Origin of the sequence: Kineococcus auxinigenes, from assembly GCF_050871525.1 — a bacterium.
Classification (GTDB): domain Bacteria; phylum Actinomycetota; class Actinomycetes; order Actinomycetales; family Kineococcaceae; genus Kineococcus.
Window position 1 is genome coordinate 1 of record NZ_JBKBCT010000024.1, and the last position, 21,405, is coordinate 21,405.

Here is a 21,405-nt window from a genome sequence, read left to right on the forward strand (position 1 = left end):
TCCGCTGGTGGTGCCCAGGTGCAGCGGGGAACCGCCGAAGCGGGCCGCCCAGCCCAGCAGGGCACCCACCAGGGACGCCACCGCATCGCTCACGACGAGGGTGCGCACGTACTCGCGCTGCCACACGGCCCGGCGGGTCGCGCGGTGCGCACCAGAGCGGCCACCGTGGAGTCCGTGCTCCGCTCGAAGCCCGCCGACGCACGGGCGCTGCTCGGCACGGGGGCGGCGCCGCCCAGCTCGGCGTTGCCCAGCGCCGTGCGGGTGCGCACCCGCACCAGGTTGCGCAGGTCGCGCGGTGCCGCCACCACGAACCGGCCACCACTGGTGCGCCGCTCGGCCGGGGCGAACAGCCTCTGGACGAACAGGTCGTCACCGCGCACGTCCGGGAACTGCCCGAACCTCGCCCGGCCGGTCCGCGAGACGCCGTACACGCCCAGTCCCACCAGCCCCTCCCGCACGTACGGGATCTGCTCGTAGGCGCGGTAGAACGCCCGCACCGGCCACGAGGACGCCGCGGTGTCGAACTTCACGCGGGGGGAGGCCACGACGGGCTCGTCGGTGCGCAGGGTGTCGGTGAGCTCGTCCAGGGCCCCGGGCGTCAGGACGATGTCGGCGTCGAGGTAGACCCTGGGGAACGTCAGGGCCGCCTCGTCACCGGCTCGCAGCGCCGCAGCCTTCGACGCCTGCCCGAGCTCGACGACACGGACTCCTGCTGCGCGCGCCACCTCAGCAGTGTCGTCGCTGCAGCCGTTGGCGACGACCACGACGTCGGGTACCTCACGCACAGCGGCGGTGCGCAGCGCAGCGAGGGTGCGGTGCAGCGTGCGTGCCTCGTCGTGGGCGGGCACCACCACCGAGACGGTGGGGGTGGTCACGTCCCCGCTCGACGCGAGGTCCGGGGCGGTCGCAGTGCTCACGTGCACCGCTCCAGCTCCCGGCGCAGGGTCGTGAGCATCAGTACGCCCCCCGCCCGCCCACCACGGCCTTGACCGTCTTGGCCAGGATCATCGCGTCGAACGCCGGCGACCAGTTCTCCACGTACTGCAGGTCCAGCCGCGTCGACTCGTCCAGGTCGAGGTCCGAGCGCCCGCTGACCTGCCACAACCCCGTCAGACCCGGCTTGACGAGCAGCCGGCGGTGCAGGTCGTCGCCGTACTCGGCGACCTCCTTCGGCAGCGGCGGGCGCGGTCCCACGAGGGACATGGAACCGGTCAGCACGTTGAACAGCTGCGGCAGCTCGTCCAGGGAGTAGCGGCGCAGGAAACCGCCGACACGGGTGATGCGCGGATCGCGCTTCATCTTGAAGAGCAGCCCGTTGCCCTCGGACTTCTCGCGCAGGTCGATCAGCAGCTGCTCGGCGTCGGTGACCATGGAACGGAACTTGACCATGGTGAACTCCCGGCCGTCGCGGCCCACACGGGTCTGCAGGAAGAACGCCGGCCCCTTGGAGTCCAGCTTCACCAGCGCCGCGATCGTCAGGAACACCGGGCTGAGCAGCAGCAGCGCCAGCGCCGCGGAACCGCGGTCCAGCAGCGCCTTGCCGACGTGTCGCAGGCCCCGCAGCTCGGGGCGCTCGACGTGCAGCAGCGGCAACCCGGACACCGGGCGGATGACCACGCGCGGGCCGACGATGTCCGTCAGGGCCGGGGCCACGACCAGGTCGGCGCGGGTGTCCTCCAGCTGCCAGCCGAGCCGGCGCAGCACCGGGCCGTCCAGCTCCGGGCAGGTCAGGGTGGCGACCACGTCCACGTCGGTGCGCCGCGCGACGGCCGCGACGTCCTCCAGCGTCCCCAGCACCGGCACGCCCAGCTGCTGCAGCTCCAGGCTGCCGCGCCCACCGGGGGTGCAGGCGCCGTCGATGCGCAGACCGTGATCGGTGTCGCGGCGCACCTGCCGCACCAGGGAGGCCACGGCCCCGGGGTGACCGGCCACCAGGGTGGACTGCACGCACTCCCCCGCCGCGCGGCGGCGGTGCAGGTAGCGGCGCGCCACCAGGCGCCCGGTCAGCGTCAGCAGCCCCGCCACCGGCAGCGCCACCACCACGAAGCCGCGCGCCACGTCCAGGCTGAACGCCCACGACAAGGTGCCCACCATCGCCACCACGGCCGTGCCGGCCGTCAGCACCCGCTGGAACTCCTCGGAGCCCACCCCCAGGAAGCGCGGCTCGTAGGCGCGCATCAGGCCCATCGCCGCCACCCAGATCGGCGGCAGCAGCGCCATCAGCCACAGCACCGCCTGTCCGCTGGTGGTGCCCAGGTGCAGCGGGGAACCGCCGAAGCGGGCCGCCCAGCCCAGCAGGGCACCCACCAGGGCCGCCACCGCATCGCTCACGACGAGGGTGCGCACGTACTCGCGCTGCCACACGGCCCGGCGGGTCGCGCGGTGCGCACCGGCCGCAGCGACGCGCCGGCGCGGGACGGGGAAGAACGGGTCGGCCGAGCTGTGCGACGGCTCCGAACCGTCGATCACCCTGCGCTGCTGGTGCGGGAAGACCCGCACCTCGTGAACCGCGACTTCCTCCGCCGCCATGCCTCTCCCCCCGTCGAGGTGCTCCTGGACCGTGCGACCACGACGGTGTGGCTGCGGACCACTCGATCGCCGCGGTCTCGCTGCGTACGTTCGGGTGATGCTGCGCCACGAATGGTAGCCGGGGCTCACCCGTTCTCCGCAACCCTCCCACAAAGGGTGCTTGTGGCAACACGAGTCACAAATGCCTCAGGAGTCACACGACGCCACACTGCGTCACAGCTGTGGAGTCAGCACCACGGCCGCGAAGAAGCCCCACCTTGCTCGCTCCGGCGCTGCCGCGGGAGCGAGCAGAACACGACCAGCCCCGCCCGCCCTGGGTCAAGTCCCAGGGCGGGCGGGGCTGCGCGCCGGCAGCGACCGGCGCCATCGACGGGTCGCTGCTCGTCGAGCAGCGGCACCGGCGACATCGATCGGTGGCAGTCACCACCGGAGATCACGACGTTCAACTGCAGCCCGTCGGCGGTGACCAGCGGGTGGTGCGTCGTGCCTGCTTCGCCCCTGCCGGTGGAGCTCAGCCCCGCCAACGCACCCCCTTCCCACCCGCACGCTGACGGGATCGGCGCTCGCCCGGGACCAGTCCAGCGATCTTCGCCGACCCAGACGGTGCAAGACTGCGCCGTGCTGAACCGCACCGGTGATCAGCCGAAAGGCTGCATGAGCGCATCGGTGGCCATGCGGATCAGGCGGCGCCTCGCTCAGCGTGACACACCAGAGCCTCAGCTCGGCTCTTGACCTTCGACTCCCACAGGGAAGCTGTAGGTCAAGAATCGAGCCGAGGGGATCTGTGACCGTTTGCCATCACACGGCCCAGGCCCTGTACTTCACCGACCCTGAGATGCGACCGGCGAACATGGCCGCGCGGCGCAGCCACAGGCCTCTGCTGCCGGCACGCACCAAGCCCCGGACGTTGCGGGCGAGCCAGCGCACCTCCCACCAGGGCGACCGTAGGCTCGTGCGCCGCACCCCCGCGGAACGGAACGCCTGCAGCAGTTGCGCGTCCGAGCGGGCGTAGGCGTAGGACTGGCGCATCGTGGTGCGCAGTGACGGACGCAGGCGGTAGCGGATGACCGCGTCCGGGGCAGCCGCGAGAGTGAAACCCGCGTGCTGCGCGCGCCAGGAGAACTCCACGTCGTCGCCTCCGGCGACGAACCCCACGTCCCAACCCCCGAGCGCCTCGAACACCTCCCGCCTCAGCCCGGTGTTGGCACCTACGGCGTACCCCAGGTGCCCCAGCTTTCGGGGCAGATCACCAGCCCGGTACATCGGCCGCCACTGGCGGACGACCTCGGAGTTGATGCCGTCGGAGACGAGGGTGCCACCGACCAGGTCAGCGGTTGCCAGGGCACTGACCATGGCCTGGACCCATCCCGGCTCCACAACGTCGTCCGCGTCACAGATCAGGATCGTCTGTGCCCGGGCAGCCGCACAGCCGACGTTGCGCGCGTGAGCGACGCCCCGCCGCTGCGAGGCATCCACGCGGCGGATCTGGTACGGCAGCCGCGCTGCCTCCTCGACGATGAAGCCCGCCAACCCGTCGGTAGACCCGTTGTCCGAAACGATCACTTCGAACAGCTCGCTCGTGTCTTGACGGGCCAGGGCATCGAGCTGCCCGGGCAGGTCCGCCACAGCGTTGAAGCAAGGGATCACGATCGACACGGTGGGCTCGGCGGCCGGGAGCTCACCACTCGGATCAGCAAGCACCGCGGCCCCCCAACACGTTGCGGACGGTCTCAACCCGGACCGTCACGTCGAAAGCCGGCGAGGGACGGTGCACCGCCCTCCGCAGCGACTCACTGACGGGCCGGGAGCTCAAGGTCCTCAGCATGCCGTCAACAGTGGCATCGATGAAGCACCGCCACTGGGAAGGCAGGGCCCGCGGCTCCCCCGCTGCCATGTCTCTCCCGTCGGGTTGAACGCTCTGCAGATCCCCACGACGGTGTGGGACGACGATCGCGGTGGTCGGCTTGGTGGCATCACTTCCCGGCGGAGTGCTACTTTCCGGTACCGGACGAGACGGATGGTAGCCGAGCCTCACCCGTTCGCCGCAACATCCCCACGGCAGCCCTGCTGCGGACCGGAGTCCGTGGGCGAGTGATCGCCACGGATAGTCATGGCGGCATCACCTCGCACCTCGAGAAGGGCAGTACCCTGAGCGCCGCTTCCTGATGGGAGCTCCGGAGTTGGCGCCGCTGCCGTTGACGACCTGCACGGCTCACCCGCACGGGGAACCGACGATGGCCACGCGCCGCCCACCGCGGCAGTTGGAGGGACGGAGCACGTGAGCACTAGGGCGGCCGGGGGCGACGAGGTGGCCGGCGACGAGGCGGGCCTCTCGGGGTCGCTGCGCGCGAGATCCACGATGGGCGTGATCTGGATGGCCGCTCAGATCTGGACGGTCCGCTCGATGAGCGTCGTCTCGTTCGTCGTCGTCGGCCGCCAGCTCGAACCCGCCGCGTTCGGCCTGGTGGCACTGGCCGGCGGCATCATCGGCGTCCTGGCGATCCTGAGCGACAGCGGCATGGCCACGTACCTCATCCGTCAGCAGCAGCTCGACGAAACGACGCGCAGCACGGCGTTCTGGACCAGTCTGGGCCTGGCGTGCACGCTTGCGGTCCTCCTCGCCGCCTGTGCTCCACTGATCGCGGCGGCGTTCGACGAGCCGGAGCTGACCGTCGTCCTGTGGTGCCTGACGCTCAACCTCGTACTGGCCGGCGGAAGCAGCGTGCCCAACGCGCTCATGCGCCGTGAATTGCGCTTCAAGGCGCTCGCGGCGCGCGGCACCGCGGCCGCGATGACCGGCGCCGTGCTGGCGATCGCGCTCGCCGTGGCGGGTGCTGGTGTGTGGGCGCTCGTGGCGCAGTCCATCGGGCAGGCTGTCGTCAGCGCTGTGATGCTGTGGTGCGCGGTCGACTGGCGCCCCACCCTCCAGATCGAGCGGCGCCGCGCTCGGGAGATGCTCTCCTTCGGCTCCAAGCTGCTGACCATCGACCTGCTCATGCAGGCCCGCGACCGTGGTGAGGAGTTCGTCCTCGCGGGAGTGGCTTCCACGACCACCCTCGGTTTCTGGACGGTGGCCACGCGGCTCGTCAAGCTCATCCAGGACACCGGCTCCCAGGTCATCTCCAGCGTCACGACACCCGCGTTCGCCAAGCTCCAGAGCGACCTTCCCCGCTTGTTCCGTGCCTACGAGACGGCGATGTCGGCCACCGGAGTGGTGATCTTCCCGGCCATGCTCTTCCTCGCGGCGACGAGCCCGGACGTCGTCCCCCTCGTCCTCGGGGAGCAGTGGACCCGGACCGCCCTGGTGGCGCAGATCACCGCAGTCACAGCCGCCATCGGCGTCTTCAGCTACTTCGACCGGACGATCTTCGTCGCGGTCGGCAAGCTGCGACCTGAGATGATCATGGTTGCTCTCATCATCACCCTGCACCTCGTCGTCGTCGTGACGCTGGCACCGCTCGGGCTGACGGCGATGGCCCTGGGCCTGCTGGGGCGTGCGCTCTTCACCTTCCCGGTGCGACAGGTGGTCCTTCACCGGGTCGTGGGTGTGCCGTACCGCTGCCTGCTCAAGCCGTTCCGGGTCTTCGCCGCGGCAGCGCTCATGGCGTTGCTGGTGTGGGGCGGCGGGCAGGTGCTGCCGTGGGAAGACCGCTGGGCTCGGTTCGGCGCCTACGCCGGCATCGCTGCCTTGACCTACCCCTTGCTGCTGCTGCTGCTCGCGCGGCCGGTGGCGCTGGACTTCGGTGGAGAGCTCAAGCGGCTCCTGGCGGGACGCCTACGGCGCGGCGCCCGGGCATCTGGACCTTCTCAGGCACAGGAGCCCAGCGCGACAGTGCGACCCACCGACTCGTCAAAGGTCTGACCACGTACGGTCACACCTCCCTGGTGCCGGATCACCGTCACCGAGGGGTGGCGCCGGCCGCCATCCCGCAAGGCTCGTACGAGCAGGGCACCACAATCACGCGCGGCGCATCGACTCCGCCACCTCGCCGTGCGACCGACTCGAGCCGTCAGCAAGGCACTCGGGGTGTCTCGCCAGCGCCGCCTCCACCCACCGTGTGACACCACGACGTCCTGAGAGCGGTTCCCTCGCCGCACGGTGGGCTCAGTAGCCAGCGCGTCGAACAACGGCCGGCACTCCGTAGCGCCCGTCTCTCTGCAGCCTCCGGATCCAGCGTGACGAGGATGTTGTCCGCGTACGCCCCGGCCCGGCGTCCGACCTGTCGTGGCGACCTACCACAACCATCGTGGTCGCGACCCGGTTCTTGACGGAGTGAGCGGTATCCCTCGGGCGTCACCTTCGCTGCGACAGCAGGAACTTGAGGGAGCCCCTCAGCGACTCCTCACACGCTCCTGCAAACGATTCAACGCCTCGGGGACGTCCTCCCACGCGGAGGCGAACTCGTGGTTGGTGTCCACGGCCGTCCACGTGTTCCGCAATGCGCTGATCTTCCCGAACTTGTCGTTCACAACGACGTGCGGGATGGACAGCAGGGTGCACAGGACGTGGCCGTGCAGTCGGTCGGTCACGATCACTTCGCCTGCCGACAACATCCCGCTGGCCCTCCGCAGGTTGACCCGAGCCAGCTCGTGCGCCGCACGAATGGTCGCCAGCCGAACTGCAGACGCCGACGTGCGCCGCTGCAGACGATTCACCTTCATCGTGGCCTGCCAGGTCAACCAGGCACGGGAGGTCCGGGGCGCCAGGAGCCAGTCGAAGACCTCACCCTGCACGGTGGGGGCAGAACCCTCCTTGTCGGTGCGCACCTGCGTGCGAACGGGCACGTGCGGTGCGGATCGACGCAGGGGGCCGAGCGCGAAGGCGACGTCGGGCAGCAGGTGCACGGGGCAGTCGTAGTCGCGCACTGCCAGCTCGTAGCTCCGCTCGTCACGCACGAGGAGGGTAAGGCGGCCGTGACGACCGACGGCTCGACGCAGCTCTTCGCGGTGGTGCTCATCGACGTACTCGATCGACTGAGGCAGTTGCAGGACGTCCTGGCCGCGGGTGTCTTCGAGCAGACGCAGCCGCAGGCGGTGGTGCGTCGGGTAGAGCCCACCCCAGTTGCCTCCAGGGGGCAGGACCGGCAGCGTGCCCGGTCGCACGAGCTCCGACCGGTAGGACTCCCGGTCGAGGACACGCTCGATCGACGAGCCGAGGGCGGTGGCGAGCCGCTCCTCACCCAGGTACAGCGCCGCGTCGCCGCAGTTGAGGTGCATGGGGTAATCCACGACCGTCCAAGGCCGCTGTGGCAGGTGCAGGGCTCGCACGCCGGACAGCAGGCGTGCCCGGCGGTCCTCCACGAGCTGAGCGGTCGTGGAGAACGCCGGATCGTTCGAGAGCCCCTGCGTCACGTGAGTCATCCTCTCGTCATCGTGCTCCATCGCCGGAGGTGCGCGGCCGGTGATCACCCACCGCAGCGCTCGGATGCTACCGGTAGCCATCACGGCTAGGGACGCCTCGTACATGCCGGGAGCCGCCACGACCACCCACGCGAAGAGGCCCCCGCCGTACCCGGCGGGGGCCTCTTCCGATGTGGAGCTGAGGGGACTCGAACCCCTGACCCCCTCGTTGCGAACGAGGTGCGCTACCAGCTGCGCCACAGCCCCTTGCTCACTCCTGCGTCGCCGCGGGAGCGAGAAGAACACTACCAGGCCCGAGGACGGGCCGAGGTCCACACCCGTGCCCGCACCCGGCGGCGGTCAGCCGTTGACGACCCGGGCGTGCTCGCGCACGTCGATGACGCGGCGCCCGCGCTTGGGAGCCGCGGGGGCGACCTCCACGTCCACCTCCACCGGCCCGGCGGCCGGCGCGACGACCGGTGCACTGCTCGCCGGGCGCACCACCCGGGCGCGCGGCTTGAGCAGGTACGTCGGCAGCGGCACCTCGACCGGCTCCCACGCCGAACCGTCCGCCGCGGGGGCCTGCGGGCGCGGCGACGGCACGGCCGTCCCCCGCCCGGCCAGCTCCTGCGCCAGCTCCCGCTCCAGCTGCGCGGTCAGGTCGTCCAGCACGGTGACCTCCTCGCGAGCGTCCCCACCGTCCAGCCCGCCGGCCGGCTCGCCGTCCACCGGGGCGGCCGGCGCCGGGACGACCGCCGTCGCCACGGCCACGCGGACCGGCGCCTGCGCGGCGTGCCGGCGCAGCGCGACGACGACCAGCGCCAGGACCGCGGTCGGCACCAGCGCCGCCCACGCGGGCACCACCGCTGCCAGCACCAGCGCCCACGTGACCAGCGCCGCGCCCAGCACCGAGGTCAGCAGCCGGCGGCGACGGCGCACCACCTGGCTCGTGCGGGGCTGGTGCACCAGCACCCGCGGCTCCGGCGCCACGGCCTCCTGCGCCACGGGTGCGGGGGCGGGCGCCTCCAGCTGCGGGCGGGCGGCGGGCCCGGCGAGCACCGGGCGGCTGGACCCGGGCAGCGCGGCGGCCCGCTCCGCGGCGAGGCGGCCCGCGGCGGAACCCTGGCGCACCACCACCCGCATCGCACCGGAATCGCGGTCCTCGACGCGGGCGTCGGCCGCGTGCCGGCGCCGGCGGATGGCGGAGGGCACCAGGTAGGCGGCCCACAGGGCGACGATGACGAGGAAGATCAGGCTGCTCGCGGGCACGACGCAACGCTATGGCTTGACAACTGCACGACCGTGCAGGCGCCGGGCGTGTCGCCCTGCGCGTTCCCCGTGAACCGCGTGGCGAAACGCTGTACGACCTCAGGCGCGCCGGGAGTTCCGGTACCGGCTCAGCAGACCCTCGGGGACCTCCTCGGCCGTGACCGCGAACGTCCGGTGGTCGCGCCAGGCGCCGTCGATGTGCAGGAACCGCTCGCGCAGCCCCTCGTCGCGCAGGCCCAGCTTGGCCGCCACCCGCAGCGAGGCCGCGTTCTCCGGCCGGATGTTCACCTCGATCCGGTGCAGCCGCAACGTGCGGAAGCAGTGGTCGGTGACCATCGCCAGCGCCACCGGGATCGTGCCGCGGCCGGCGACCCGCTGGTCGATCCAGTACCCCACGTGCGCCGAGCGCAGTGAACCCCACGTCACGCCCGAGACGGTGATCTGCCCGACCAGCCGGCCGTCCAGCTCCACCACGAACGGCAGCATCCGGCCGGCGCGCGCCTCGCGGGAGAAACCCCGCACCATCTGCGGGAACGTCGGCGGCGGCGGCGAGGCGTCCGGGCTCGTGGCCTCCCACGGCCGCAACCAGGACGCGTTCGCCGCGCGCACCGCGCGCCACTGCGCGGCGTCGCGCCGGCGCAGCGGCCGCAACCGCACCGGCCCCTCCGACAGCTCCACCGGCCACACGGGACCGTTCACGGCCGGCTCACGGGTTTCCCCCGTCGTGCGCAGCGCGGCGGTGGTCGACCCCGTGCAGCTGCTCCACGGCGTGCAGCAGGAAACCCGCCAGGACCTCCACGCCGTCGCGGGCGGCGCCCGGCGAACCCGGCAGGTTCACCACGAACGTGCGCCCGGCCACCCCGGCCAGCCCGCGCGAGAGCACCGCCGTGGGAACCCCCTTCGCCGCGCCCGCCGCCCGGATCGCCTCCGGCACACCGGGGACCTCGTAGTCCAGGACGCGGCGGGTGCGCTCGGGCGTCAGGTCCATGGGGCTCAGCCCGGTCCCGCCGTTGGTGACCACCGCGTCGTACCCGGCGGCCACCGCGTCGCGCAGCGCCTCCTCCACCGGGTCGCCGTCGGGCACCACCAGGGGGCCGTCGACGGCGAAACCCATGCCGCGCAGGCCCTCGGCGACGACGGGGCCGGAGTCGTCGGCGTACACGCCCGCCGAGGCCCGGTTGGAGACGGTGACCACCAGGGCGCTGCGGGGCTCAGTCATCGACGCTCCAGTCCCCCGAGCGCCCGCCGCTCTTGGCGGTCACGCGGACCCCGGTGAGGACCGTGCGCTTGTCCACGGCCTTGACCATGTCCACGAACGTCAGCGCCGCGACCACCACGCACGTCAGCGCCTCCATCTCGATGCCCGTGCGGTCCGCGGTGCGCACCGCCGAGCGGATCAGCACGCCCGGCTGCTCGCCGTCCTCGACGTCGATCTCGACCTCCACGGCGTGCACCGCCACCGGGTGCGCCAGCGGCACCAGGTCCGGGGTGCGCTTGGCCGCCTGCAGCCCGGCGATGCGCGCCACCGCCAGGGCGTCGCCCTTGGGCAGCCCCCCGGAGGCGATCAGCTCCAGCACCCGCGCCGAGCACAGCACCCGCCCCTCCGCGCGCGCCTCGCGCACCGTGACGGGTTTGGCGGACACGTCGACCACGCGGGCGTGGCCGCGCTCGTCCAGGTGCGTCAGCCGCTGCCCGCCACCGCCGTCCCCCGCGCTCACGGCTGCCCCACCGGCAGCGGTCCCAGCAGCACGCACTCCACCTCGTCGCCCACCTCCACCTCGGACGTGCCCACGGGTACCACGGCCAGGCACGTCGTTCGCGCCAGCGCGGTCACCAGGTGCGAGCCGTGCCCGGACACCGGCGCCACGTGCAGGCGGCCGTCCTCGCCGAGCGTCCACGCGCACCGCACGTACTGCTCCTTCGCCGGCGGCGACGTCCACCCCCGGGCCACCACGCAGCGCACCCGCGGGCGCTCGGGGTCGGGGCCCTCCGCGCCCAGCATCCGCCGCAGCGCCGGGCGCACGAACACCTCGAACGACACGAACGCGCTGACCGGGTTGCCCGGGAGGGTGAACACCGGCACCCGCTGCTCGCCCAGCGTCCCCGCGCCCTGCGGCATGCCCGGCTGCACCGCCACCCGCCCGAAGCGCACCCGGTGCCCGGCGCGCTCGCCCAGCGGCCCGGACAGGACCTCCTTGACGGTGTCGTAGGCGCCCTCGCTGACCCCGCCGGAGGTCACGACCACGTCGGCGCGCACCAGCTGGTCGTCCAGCACCGACGCCAGGGTCGCCGCGTCGTCGGCGACCACGCCCACCCGGTAGGCCAGCGCACCCACGTCCTCGGCCGCCGCGGTCAGCAGGTAGCCGTTGGTGTCGTGCAGCTGCCCGGGCGCCAGCACCGCCCCCGGCTCGACGACCTCGGTGCCGGTGGAGACGACCACCACGCGCGGGCGCGGGCGCACCCGCACCCGGGCGCGGCCCACCGCCGCCAGGACCCCGACGTGGCGCGGCTGCAGGCGGGTGCCGGCCTCCAGGACCACCACCCCCGCGGCGACGTCCTCACCGGCGCGGCGCACGTGCTGGCCCGGGCGCGGCGCGCGCCGGACGCTCACGTGCGCCACCCCGCGGTCGGTCCACTCCACCGGCACCACGGCCTCCGCACCCGCCGGCACCGGGGCGCCCGTCATGATGCGCGCGCTCGCGCCGCCGGGCAGGCGCAGCGGGTCGGCGCTGCCCGCGGCGACGTCCGCCACGACCGGCAGCCCCACCGGGGACTCCTCCGAGGCGCCCTCCACGTCGCGCACCCGCACCGCGTAGCCGTCCATGCCGGAGTTGTCGAACGCCGGCAGCGGGCGCGGGCTGACGACGTCCTCGGCGAGGACGCAGCCCAGCGCGTCGCGCAGCGCCAGGTCCAGCGGCGGCAGCGGGCGCACCAGGTCCAGGCAGGCGCGGGCGTGCTCGGCGACGGGCGTGAAGGGCCCGTCGCCGTGGGAGCTGACGTGCGGGGTGCTCACGAGGAGGCGCCGGCCCCCGCCGCGAAGTTCTCGCCCAGCCACGTGCGCAGGTCCGGGCCGATGTCCTCGCGCTCGCTGGCCAGGCGCACCACGGCCTTGATGTAGTCCAGCTTGTCGCCGGTGTCGTAGCGGCGGCCGCGGAAGACGACCCCGTGCACGCCGCCGCCGGGGGCGCCGGGCTGCGCCAGGACCTGCAGCGCGTCGGTCAGCTGGATCTCCCCGCCCTTGCCGGGCGCCGTCTCGTGCAGCACCGCGAACACGGCCGGGTCCAGCAGGTAGCGGCCGATGATGGCGAGGTTGCTGGGGGCCTCTTCGCGCTTGGGCTTCTCCACCAGGCCGGAGACCTTCACGACGTCCTCGACGTCGGTGGGCTCGGCGACCGCGCAGCCGTACAGGTGGATCTGGTCCTCGGGGACCTCCATGAACGCCACGACGCTGCCGCCGAGCCGCTCGCGCACCTCGATCATCTTGTCCAGCAGGGGATCGCGGGAGTCGACGATGTCGTCGCCCAGCAGCACCACGAACGGCTCGTCGCCCACGTGCTGCTCGGCGACCAGCACCGCGTGGCCCAGGCCCTTGGGGTCGCCCTGACGCACGTAGTGCACCTGCGCCAGGTCGGTGGACTCCTGCACGCGGGCGAGCTTGGCGTCGTCGCCCTTGGCCTGCAGGCCCACCTCCAGCTCGACGTTGCGGTCGAAGTGGTCCTCCAGCGACCGCTTGTTGCGGCCGGTGACCATCAGCACGTCGGTCAGGCCCGCGCGCACCGCCTCCTCGACGATGTACTGGATCGCCGGGGTGTCCACCACCGGCAGCATCTCCTTGGGCATGGCCTTGGTGGCCGGCAGGAAACGGGTGCCCTGACCGGCGGCCGGGATGACGGCCTTGCGGACCGTGCGGCCGGGACGCTCGTCGCGTTCGCTCATGGGGCCGGAGGCTACCGTCCGGCCCCACCGCCGCACGGACAGCAGTCGCACGCTCACACCGGGCATGGATTTCCGGCCCGTGCGGAGGCACACTGGAGGACCACCGGACCCCGCGCGCAACCCCCCGCGCAGGTCCCCCCGGACCCAGGAGCCGCCGTGCCCCCGACCCGCGACGACGCGCGTCCCACCTCCGCCGCAGCGACCGGCGCGCCGCACGGGCCCGGCCTGCGCGTGGCGCACGACCCCGTCGAGGTGGGCGCGCGCAAGCTGGGCCTGCGCAGCGCGCTGCGCGAGCGCCGGCGAGGGCGCGGCGAGCCCGAGACCACCGACGTCGACGCCGCCCTGGCCCGCACCCTGCTCGGCTGCCCCCTCGTCGCCGGCGCGCGGCGCGTGGCCTGCTACGCGTCCCGGCCCGGCGAACCGGGCACCCGCTCGGTGCTGGCCGAGCTGCGCCGCCACGGCGTGGAGGTGCTGCTGCCCGTGCTGCTGCCCGACGGCGACCTGGACTGGGAGGTGCGGGCGGTGCGCCCCGGCCCCGGCGGCACCGGCCCGCTGGGGCGGGGTGCCATCGCCACCGTCGACGTCGTCGTCGTGCCCGCGCTCGCCGTGGACACCGCCGGGCGCCGGCTCGGGCAGGGCGGCGGCAGCTACGACAGGGCGCTGCTGCGGGTGCCGCCGCGCGTGCCGGTGATCGCCCTCGTGCACGACGACGAGCTGTTCGACGCCGCCGTCAGCCCGCTGCCGGCGCTGCCGCACGACCGGCCCGTGCACGCCGTCGTCACCCCCACGCACTGGATGCCGCTGCTGACGTGACGGGCGGGCGCGGGCACCCGGCGCACCCGGCGCACCCGGCGCACCCGGCGCGGCCGACGAGCCGGTGATCCCGGCCCGGTACGGTGCGGCATGACCGTCGAGGAGCTCAGCGCCGTCCTGCTGGTCTCCTCCGCGGTGCTGCTGGCGGCGGTGCTGGCGGTGCGCCTGTCGGCCCGCACCGGGCTGCCCTCGCTGCTGCTGTACCTGGGGCTGGGGCTGCTGCTCGGCGAGGACGGCCTGGGCATCCAGTTCTCCGACGCCGAGCTGGCGCAGGTGCTCGGCTACTGCGCGCTCGTGCTCATCCTCGCCGAGGGCGGCCTGACGACCCGCTGGGACACCATCCGGGGGGTGCTGGCCCCGGCGGCGGTGCTGTCGACCGTGGGCACCGCGGTCTCCACGGCCGTGGTGGGCGTCGGCGCCCACCTGCTGCTGGGGACGTCGTGGCCCGTCTCGCTGCTGATCGGCGCGGTGGTCTCCTCCACGGACGCGGCCGCGGTGTTCTCCGTGCTGCGCTCGCTGCCGCTGCCGCGCCGGCTGACGGGCCTGCTGGAGGCGGAGTCCGGGCTCAACGACGCCCCCGTCGTCATCGCGGTGCTGGCGCTCACGGAGATCGCCGGTGGCGGGACCTCCCCGGCCTGGTGGGCCATCGCGGGCGAGGCGGTGCTGCAGCTGGCCGTCGGCACCGCCGTCGGCGTGGGTGGCGGGTTCGCCGGGTCGTGGCTGCTGCGCCGCAGCGCGCTGCCGAGCTCGGGGCTGTACCCGGTGGCGGTGCTGGCGCTGACCGTCGGCGCCTACGCCCTGGCCGACCTGCTGCACGGCTCGGGATTCCTGGCCACGTACCTGTGCGGCCTGGTGCTGGGCAACTCCCGGCTGCCGCACCGGCAGGCCACCCGGGGCGTGGCCGAGTCCGCCGGCTGGCTGGCGCAGATCGGGCTGTTCGTCGCGCTGGGTCTGCTGGCGACGCCCTCGCGACTGCCGGGGGTGCTGCTCGACGCGCTCGTGGTGGGGCTGGTGCTGACGGTGCTGGGGCGGCCGGCGTCCGTGCTGGTGAGCCTGCTGCCCTTCCGCGGGGCGCGGCGGGTGCGACGGGCGGAGCTGGTGTTCCTGTCGTGGGCGGGGCTGCGCGGGGCGGTCCCCGTCGTGCTGGCGACCGTGCCGGCGGTGGCGGGGGTGAGCGGCACGGAACGGCTCTTCGACGTGGTCCTCGTGCTGGTCGTCGTGTTCACCCTGCTGCAGGCGCCGACCCTGCAGCCGCTGGCGCGGGCGCTGCGGCTGGCGCCGGCCGCGGCGACCTCCGACCTGGACGCGGAGGTCTCGCCGCTGGGGACGCTCTCGGCGGACGTGGTGCGGGTGCGCGTGGGCGCCGGCTCCCTGCTGCACGGGGTGGAGGTGTTCGAGCTGCGGCTGCCGGTGGGGGCGAACGTGACGCTGGTGTCCCGCGACGGGGCGACGTTCGTGCCCGGGCCGCGCACCGCGCTGCGCCGCGGCGACGAGGTGCTGGTGGTGACCTCCACCGCGGAGCGGGCCGCGGTGGAGGAGCGGCTGCAGCAGGTCAGCCGGCACGGCAAGCTCGCGGACTGGCACCACCCCCGGTCCGGCGACCACCAGTAACCCCGTGTGATTTCGTAGGTACTGTGCGCTCATGCGCCGTCGCACGGTCCTCACCGGGGCCCTGAGCACCCTGCTCCTGCCCGCCCCGCTGACCGCGCGCGCCGCCGCGCCGGGCGAGGCCGGCCTGCCGGACCTGCGGGCGCTGGCCGCGGCGCCCGGACGCGTCGAGCTGGAACGGACCCTGACCACCGTCGCCCCCGGCCTGGTGCTCGAACGGCTCGCCACCCTGGACGCCGCCGGCGCCGTGCGAACCTCCCTGCTGCGCCTGGCCCCCGGCACCGGCACCCGACCCGCCCTGCTGCAGCGCAGCCTGTCCGAACCGCGCACCCCCGCCGAGCTGGCCGCGGCGGCCGGCGCCGTGGCCGCCGTCAACGGCGACTTCTTCGACATCGACCGCACCGGCACCCCCGACGGCCCCGTCGTCGTGGCCGGGCAGCCCCTCAAGGCCGATGCGGGCGCGCAGCGCGCCGTCGGCGTGGACGACTCCCCCGCCGGGTGGGCCGGCCGCCTCGGCGACGTCCAGCTCACCGGCACCGCCACCGTCGGCACCCGCACCTGGCCGCTGGCCGCCCTGGGCACCCGCACCGTCCCGGACGGCGCCGTGGCCCTGTTCACCCCCGCCTGGGGGGCGGGCGACCGGGCGCTGACCGCCCCCAGCGGGGTGGAGCTGGAGGTGCGCGCCGGGCGGGTCAGCGCGGTGCGCGCCCCCGGCGCCGTCCCCGTGCCCGCGGACGGCCTCGTCCTCGTCGCCACCGGCGCCGCCGCCGCCGCGCTGTCCGGCACCGGCACCGGCACCGGCGCGAGCGCGTCCGTGGACGTGCGGGTCGGCGCCCTGGCCCCCGGCTCGGACGGTTTCGCGCTCGGCGCGCGCCTGGAGCTCGTGCGCGACGGCCGCGTCGCCGCCATCGACACCGCCGACCCCACCTGGGCGGCGCTGCGCGCGCGCACCGCGATCGGCTGGACCCGCACCGGTGAGCTGCTGCTGCTGACCGCCGACGGCGGCACCGCCCGCTCGCGCGGGCTGACCGCCGTGGAGACGGCGCAGCGGATGGTGCAGGCCGGCGCGGACGGCGCCGTGATGCTCGACGGCGGCGGCTCGGCGCAGCTGGTGGCGCGCCCGGCCGGGCAGGCGGCGGCGGTCGTCGTCGGCGAGCCCTCCGACGGGGCGCCGCGCGCCGTCGCGCACGCCGTCGGGCTGCTGCCGCCGCCCTCGGACGGGCGCGCCACCGGGATCGCCTGGCACGGTCCGGGCGGGCGGGTCTTCCCCGGCCTGCACCTGGCCGTGACGGCCGTGGGCACCGACGCGGCCCTGGCGCCCGCGCCGCTGCCCGGGGCGAGCGCGAGCACCGCGGACCCCGCCGTGGCCGTCGTGGAGAGCAGCGGCGCGAGCGCCGCGGGCGGCGCGCGGGTCGTCCTGCGCGGCGCGGCCCCCGGCCGCACCGCGCTGCGCGTGCGCGCCGGCTCCGCGGCCGGGGAGCTGGCCGTGGAGGTGCTCGGGCCGCTGCGCGCCCTGGAGCTGGACCCGGCGCCGGTCCTGACCGCCGCGGGCGCGAGCGCCGACGTGCAGGTCGTGGGCCGCGACGGCGAGGGGCGCCGCGCCCGTGTCGACGCCGGTGACGTGCAGGTGTCGGCCGATCCCGCGCAGCTGGGCGTGCTCGCGCTGCCCGACGGGCGCGTGCGGCTGACCGCCGCGGGCGCCGGCCCCGTCGTGGCCGGGCTCGTCCTGCGCGCCGGGGCGGTGTCCACCACCGCCGGCGTCGCCCTGGGGCTGAGCACCGTGCCGGCCGACCCCGTCGCGGACCCCGCGCGCTGGAGCGCCGCCGCCACCCGCGCCACCGCGTCCCTGGTCCGCGTTCCCGTCGACGACCTGCCGGGGGTGGGCGCCGCGCTGCGCCTGGCCTACGACTTCCGCGGGCAGCCGGCCGGCACGTCCGTGGCCGCCGCCGTCGCGGGCCCGCCCGTGGCGCTGCCCACCGGCACCCGCCAGGTCGCCCTGCAGGTGCGCGGGGACGGCGCCGGCGGCTGGCTGCGGGCGGTGCTGCGCGTGGACGGGGCCGCCCGGCCGCTGACCTTCGCCGAGCGGGTCGACTTCACCGGCTGGCGGCGGCTGGTCGCCGAGGTGCCCGCCGGTGCCCGGCAGGTGGCGCTGGAGCGCGTGTACCTGGCGCAGACCGACGTGGCGCGGCGCGCTGCCGGCGTCCTGGACCTGGCCGCGCTGGAGGCCGGCGCGGCGCCGGTCGCGCCGCAGGAGGCAGCCGGCCCGCGCGACCCCGCCCTGGCGCCCGGCCCAGCCCCGGGCACGGTCACCGGCCCGCGCACCGGGCGGGTCGCGGTGCTCGCCGCCGTGCACGCCCGGGCGGGCCGGGACGGCGGCGACGCGCTGCTGCGGCAGGCGCTGCGGCAGGCGGCCGCCGCCGGGGCGCAGCACGTCCTGCTCGCCGGGGACGCCGTCGGGGCTCCCGGCGGCACGGGCACCGACGCCGACGTCGCGCTCGTCCTGCGGGTCCTGGCCGCAGAGCTGCCCGCCGGCACGGGCTGGTCGTGGCTGCCCGGGGACGGGGAGGTGGGCACCGCCGCCGCGGCGGGCCCGTCCTCCACCGGCGGTGCGGCCACGCACCGCCACCTCGACCTGGCCGGCACGCGTCACCTGCTGCTGGACGCGAGCGGCGGCTCGCTGCGCACGGCCGGCTTCGGCCAGCTGCCGTGGCTGCGCGCCGAGCTGGACGCGGCGGCCGTCGACGACGCCGTCACCGGCGTCGTCGTGACCGCCTCGCGCGGCCCGGGGGCGGGCGCCGGGGACCTGTCCGACCCCGACGAGAGCGCCCTGCTGCGCACCTGGGCGGCCGGCTGGCGCGCCGGCACGGGCAAGCGGATCGCCCTGCTGGGCCGGGCCGGCGGCCCCGCAGCGCAGCTCACCCGGCGCGAGGGGGTGCTGGAGGTGGGCGCGGCCCGCGCGCTCGTGCCCGGCACCACCGCGGGCGGGTGGACGCTGCTCACCCTCGACGCGGGCGCCGCGAGCCCGGCGGAGGTCGCCGGGGCCCTGCCCGCGGGCGACGACGGGTGGGTGCGGGTGCACGCCCACCCGCTGGGCGCCGTGGTGGCGCGGCGCGAGCGCCGGGTGCGCTGAGCGCGGCGCGCGGCCGGGACGACGAGTAGGATTGGCACTCGAACTCCCCGAGTGCCAGTCGGGGTCCGCAGCTCCCTGGAGACGACGTGCCCACCTACGCCTACGCGTGCCAGCAGTGCGACCACTCCTTCGAGGTCCGCCAGTCCTTCAGCGACGACGCCCTGACCAGCTGCCCGGAGTGCTCCGGGCAGCTGCGCAAGCTCTTCAACAGCGTCGGCATCGTCTTCAAGGGCTCCGGCTTCTACCGCACCGACTCGCGCGGCAAGACCTCGGAGGGCAAGAGCCCGGAGAGCAAGGGGTCCGAGAAGAAGAGCTCCGGGAGCGAGGGCTCCGGCGCGGGCACCGGGGGCGGGACTGCCTCGGGCTCGTCCAGCGCGACGGCGGGCTCCGCCAAGAGCTCCTCGAGCTCCTCCACCGGCGGGTCCACCTCCGCCGCCTGACGACCCGAGCGGGCGGCGTCCCGGCCACCGGGGCGCCGCCGTGTCCACCGGCCGGTGCGGCGGGCGGCCGTCCACAAGCGGCGCCGCCGCCCGCGGTCCGTGCGGTGGCGGCGCGCCTACGGTCCCGGCGTGCTGCGCGAGACGACCCCCCGCCCTGCCGGCCCCCGCGACCGGCGCCGCCGGCGGCTGGCCCGCCGCTGGCTCAGCGCCGGGCTGAGCGCCGGCGCGGCCGGGGTGGCGGTGTGGGCGCTGTCACCACCCGCCCCGCAGACCCGGGCGGTGCTCGTCGCCACCCGCGACCTGCCCGCCGGCGCCGCCCTGGCCGACACCGACGTGCACCGCGTGCAGCGGCCGGTGGCCACCGTGCCCGACGGTGCGCTGGAGCCCGCCGCGGCGGGGGCCGTGCTGGCCGGCGCGGTGCGCCGCGGCGAGGTCCTCACCGACACCCGCACCACCGGCGCGGGTCTGCTGGCCGGGCAGCCGCCCGGCACCCTGGCCACCACGGTCGCCGTGGGCGACCGGGCCGTCCTGGACGGGCTGCGCCCCGGGGCCCGCGTGGACGTCCTGGCCCGCACCGACGACCCCGTCACCGGCCTGGCCACCGGCGCCGAGCGCGTGGCCACCGACGTCGTCGTGCTGGCCGTGCCGGCCGCCACCGCCTCCGGCGGGCTGCTGGGCCCGGCCCCCGCCGGGGCGACGGGCAGCGTCCTGGTGGCGGTGGACGCACCCACGGCCGCCGACCTCGCAGCGGCCGCCGGGCGCACCGTCCTCGCCCTGCGCGCGCCGTGACCCCGGCCCGGCACCGGCCTCGGGTGCGCGCAGGGTCAGAGCGCGCCGGAGGGGTGGCGCGGTGCGGCGGGCCGGGGCACCACGCCCGGCGTGCGCGCGACGCGCTGCGCGGCCAGCACCCACAGCACGTCGCCCGGCGCCACCGGCTCGCCCACGTGGGTGCCCTGGGCGACGTGGCAGCCCAGCGCCGCCAGGGCCCGCAGGGTGCCGGCGTCCTCCACCCCCTCGGCGACCACGCGCAGCCCGAGGTCGCGCGCCATCTGCACGGTGGAGCGCACGATGACCGCCAGCGCGCGGTCGCTGGTCATCGCCGTGACGAAGCTGCGGTCGATCTTCAGCTCGTCCACGTCCAGGCCGGTGAGCTGGCGCAGCGAGGAGTGGCCGGTGCCGTAGTCGTCGACGGCCACGGAGCAGCCGAGCGCCCGCAGCCCGCGCACCACGGCACCGGCGCGCTGCGGGTCCGACACCAGCCCCGTCTCGGTGATCTCCAGCACCAGGGCGCGCGCGGGCACCTCGTGGCGCCGCAGCGCGGCCTCGACCAGCGCGGGCAGCCCGGCGTCGTCCAGCGAGCGCGCGGACAGGTTCACCGAGACCGTGACGTCGCACCCGCACGCCCGCCAGTCCGCCACGTCGCCCAGCGCCTGCTCCAGCACCACGCGCGTCAGCTCGTGCACCAGCCCGGAGCGTTCCGCCAGCGGCACGAAGCGGTCCGGCGCCACGGTGCCCAGGTCCGGGTGGCGCCAGCGCACCAGCGCCTCGGCGCCCACGAGCACGCCCGTCGCCGGGTCGACCTGCGGCTGGTACTGCACGAACAGCTCACCGCAGCGCACCGCGCGCGCCAGGTCCCCCTGCAGCAGCAGCCCGGGCTCACCGGCGGTGCGCTCACCGGTGTAGGTGCAGGCCCGTCCCCGCACCTCCTTGGCCTCGTGCAGGGCGGCGTCGGCGCTGCCGAGCAGCTGCGCCGCGCTGGTGCCGTGCCGGGGCGCCAGCGCGACCCCCACGCTCACCGGGACCAGCACACCGGTCCCGCCGACGCGGTGGTCGCCCGCCTCGGCCACGACCCGGCGGGCGAGGTCCTCCGCGAGCGCGCCGTCGGGGACGAGCACCGCGAACTCGTCGCCCCCCAGGCGGGCGACCACCGCGCCCGCGGGCGCCAGCACCCGCAGTCGCCCGGCCACCCGGCGCAGCACCTCGTCGCCCACGGGGTGCCCCAGGGCGTCGTTGACGTCCCGGAAGCTGTCGAGGTCCACCACCAGCACGCCGGGGCCGGTGGCGCCGGAGGACGCGCGCAGGGCCCGGGCGGCGGCCGCGAGCAGTTCCTGCCGGCCGGGCAGCCCGGTCAGGGCGTCGCGCGCGGTCGCGGACGCCCGGTGCGAGCGGACCGCGCGGACGGCGACCAGGACGGCGAGGGCGGCGGCCAGGACGAGGACCGGGGGCGAGGCCAGCCACGGCGGCGCGAGCGGCAGCCAGGCGCACAGCAGCACCAGCGCCACCACCGGCAGCAGGACGAGCACGCCCCCGGTGCGGTCCCGGCGCACGCCCCACCTCCCA

17 protein-coding genes and 1 tRNA gene are annotated in these 21,405 nt (G+C 75.5%); 6 read left to right on the forward strand and 12 right to left on the reverse strand.

All coding sequences use genetic code 11. The annotated features are described in order from the left end of the window. Positions 1–89: 89 nt before the first annotated feature. From ACRYR9_RS08935 to ACRYR9_RS08945, 3 genes are all read right to left on the reverse strand, one after another. A complete protein-coding gene (locus ACRYR9_RS08935; protein ID WP_432540186.1) occupies positions 90–917 on the reverse strand; it encodes a glycosyltransferase in 828 nt (275 codons plus the stop codon). Between the two features lie 37 nt (positions 918–954). Then, positions 955–2,529 carry a sugar transferase gene (locus ACRYR9_RS08940; protein WP_432529757.1) on the reverse strand — a complete coding sequence of 525 codons (1,575 nt, stop codon included), beginning with the start codon at positions 2,527–2,529 and terminating at the stop codon, positions 955–957. Positions 2,530–3,327: 798 nt separating this feature from the next. After that, positions 3,328–4,185: a glycosyltransferase family 2 protein gene (locus ACRYR9_RS08945; RefSeq protein WP_432494359.1), complete on the reverse strand. Its 858-nt coding sequence runs from the start codon at positions 4,183–4,185 to the stop codon at positions 3,328–3,330. 718 nt (positions 4,186–4,903) lie between these two features. On the opposite strand from ACRYR9_RS08945, the gene ACRYR9_RS08950 reads away from it, so the two are divergent. Beyond that, complete coding sequence (locus ACRYR9_RS08950; protein ID WP_432494374.1) at positions 4,904–6,391, forward strand: lipopolysaccharide biosynthesis protein; 1,488 nt, start codon at positions 4,904–4,906, stop codon at positions 6,389–6,391. A gap of 470 nt (positions 6,392–6,861) precedes the next feature. Here ACRYR9_RS08950 and ACRYR9_RS08955 read toward each other — a convergent pair whose 3' ends face one another. From ACRYR9_RS08955 to galU, 8 genes are all read right to left on the reverse strand, one after another. Next, positions 6,862–7,881 carry a polysaccharide pyruvyl transferase family protein gene (locus ACRYR9_RS08955; protein WP_432494357.1) on the reverse strand — a complete coding sequence of 340 codons (1,020 nt, stop codon included), beginning with the start codon at positions 7,879–7,881 and terminating at the stop codon, positions 6,862–6,864. A gap of 182 nt (positions 7,882–8,063) precedes the next feature. After that, positions 8,064–8,136 (reverse strand) — tRNA-Ala (locus tag ACRYR9_RS08960). A 93-nt stretch (positions 8,137–8,229) separates the two neighbouring features. After that, the gene (locus ACRYR9_RS08965; RefSeq protein ID WP_432494355.1) at positions 8,230–9,138 is read right to left on the reverse strand and encodes a hypothetical protein; all 909 of its coding nucleotides are present in this window, start codon (positions 9,136–9,138) and stop codon (positions 8,230–8,232) included. Positions 9,139–9,237: 99 nt separating this feature from the next. Continuing rightward, the gene (locus tag ACRYR9_RS08970) at positions 9,238–9,837 is read right to left on the reverse strand and encodes a GNAT family N-acetyltransferase (RefSeq protein ID WP_432494353.1); all 600 of its coding nucleotides are present in this window, start codon (positions 9,835–9,837) and stop codon (positions 9,238–9,240) included. Between the two features lie 7 nt (positions 9,838–9,844). Then, positions 9,845–10,357, reverse strand: coding sequence for a MogA/MoaB family molybdenum cofactor biosynthesis protein (locus ACRYR9_RS08975; protein WP_432494351.1), 513 nt, complete (start codon positions 10,355–10,357; stop codon positions 9,845–9,847). Next, positions 10,350–10,856, reverse strand: coding sequence for a cyclic pyranopterin monophosphate synthase MoaC (gene moaC, locus ACRYR9_RS08980; RefSeq protein ID WP_432494349.1), 507 nt, complete (start codon positions 10,854–10,856; stop codon positions 10,350–10,352). The genes ACRYR9_RS08975 and moaC overlap by 8 nt, the downstream gene beginning before the upstream one ends. Continuing rightward, on the reverse strand, positions 10,853–12,151 hold the full coding sequence (gene glp, locus ACRYR9_RS08985; protein ID WP_432494347.1) for a molybdotransferase-like divisome protein Glp: 1,299 nt from the start codon (positions 12,149–12,151) through the stop codon (positions 10,853–10,855). Before glp ends, moaC begins: the two co-directional genes overlap by 4 nt. Beyond that, positions 12,148–13,074 (reverse strand): UTP--glucose-1-phosphate uridylyltransferase GalU, encoded by a 927-nt coding sequence (gene galU / locus ACRYR9_RS08990; protein ID WP_432494345.1) that lies wholly within the window; start codon positions 13,072–13,074, stop codon positions 12,148–12,150. Before galU ends, glp begins: the two co-directional genes overlap by 4 nt. Positions 13,075–13,230: 156 nt before the next feature. Here galU and ACRYR9_RS08995 point away from each other — a divergent pair, with 156 nt between their 5' ends. The 5 genes from ACRYR9_RS08995 to ACRYR9_RS09015 all read left to right on the forward strand — a co-directional run bounded on the left by ACRYR9_RS08995 (position 13,231) and on the right by ACRYR9_RS09015 (position 19,854). After that, positions 13,231–13,887, forward strand: coding sequence for a 5-formyltetrahydrofolate cyclo-ligase (locus ACRYR9_RS08995; RefSeq protein WP_432494343.1), 657 nt, complete (start codon positions 13,231–13,233; stop codon positions 13,885–13,887). A 90-nt stretch (positions 13,888–13,977) separates the two neighbouring features. Next, positions 13,978–15,498 (forward strand): potassium/proton antiporter, encoded by a 1,521-nt coding sequence (locus ACRYR9_RS09000; protein ID WP_432494341.1) that lies wholly within the window; start codon positions 13,978–13,980, stop codon positions 15,496–15,498. Positions 15,499–15,529: 31 nt separating this feature from the next. Beyond that, on the forward strand, positions 15,530–18,625 hold the full coding sequence (locus ACRYR9_RS09005; RefSeq protein WP_432494339.1) for a phosphodiester glycosidase family protein: 3,096 nt from the start codon (positions 15,530–15,532) through the stop codon (positions 18,623–18,625). 86 nt (positions 18,626–18,711) lie between these two features. After that, a complete protein-coding gene (locus tag ACRYR9_RS09010; protein WP_432494337.1) occupies positions 18,712–19,065 on the forward strand; it encodes an FmdB family zinc ribbon protein in 354 nt (117 codons plus the stop codon). Between the two features lie 129 nt (positions 19,066–19,194). After that, positions 19,195–19,854 carry an SAF domain-containing protein gene (locus ACRYR9_RS09015; protein ID WP_432494335.1) on the forward strand — a complete coding sequence of 220 codons (660 nt, stop codon included), beginning with the start codon at positions 19,195–19,197 and terminating at the stop codon, positions 19,852–19,854. Between the two features lie 35 nt (positions 19,855–19,889). Here ACRYR9_RS09015 and ACRYR9_RS09020 read toward each other — a convergent pair whose 3' ends face one another. Further along, a complete protein-coding gene (locus ACRYR9_RS09020; RefSeq protein WP_432494333.1) occupies positions 19,890–21,392 on the reverse strand; it encodes a putative bifunctional diguanylate cyclase/phosphodiesterase in 1,503 nt (500 codons plus the stop codon). Positions 21,393–21,405: the final 13 nt, after the last annotated feature.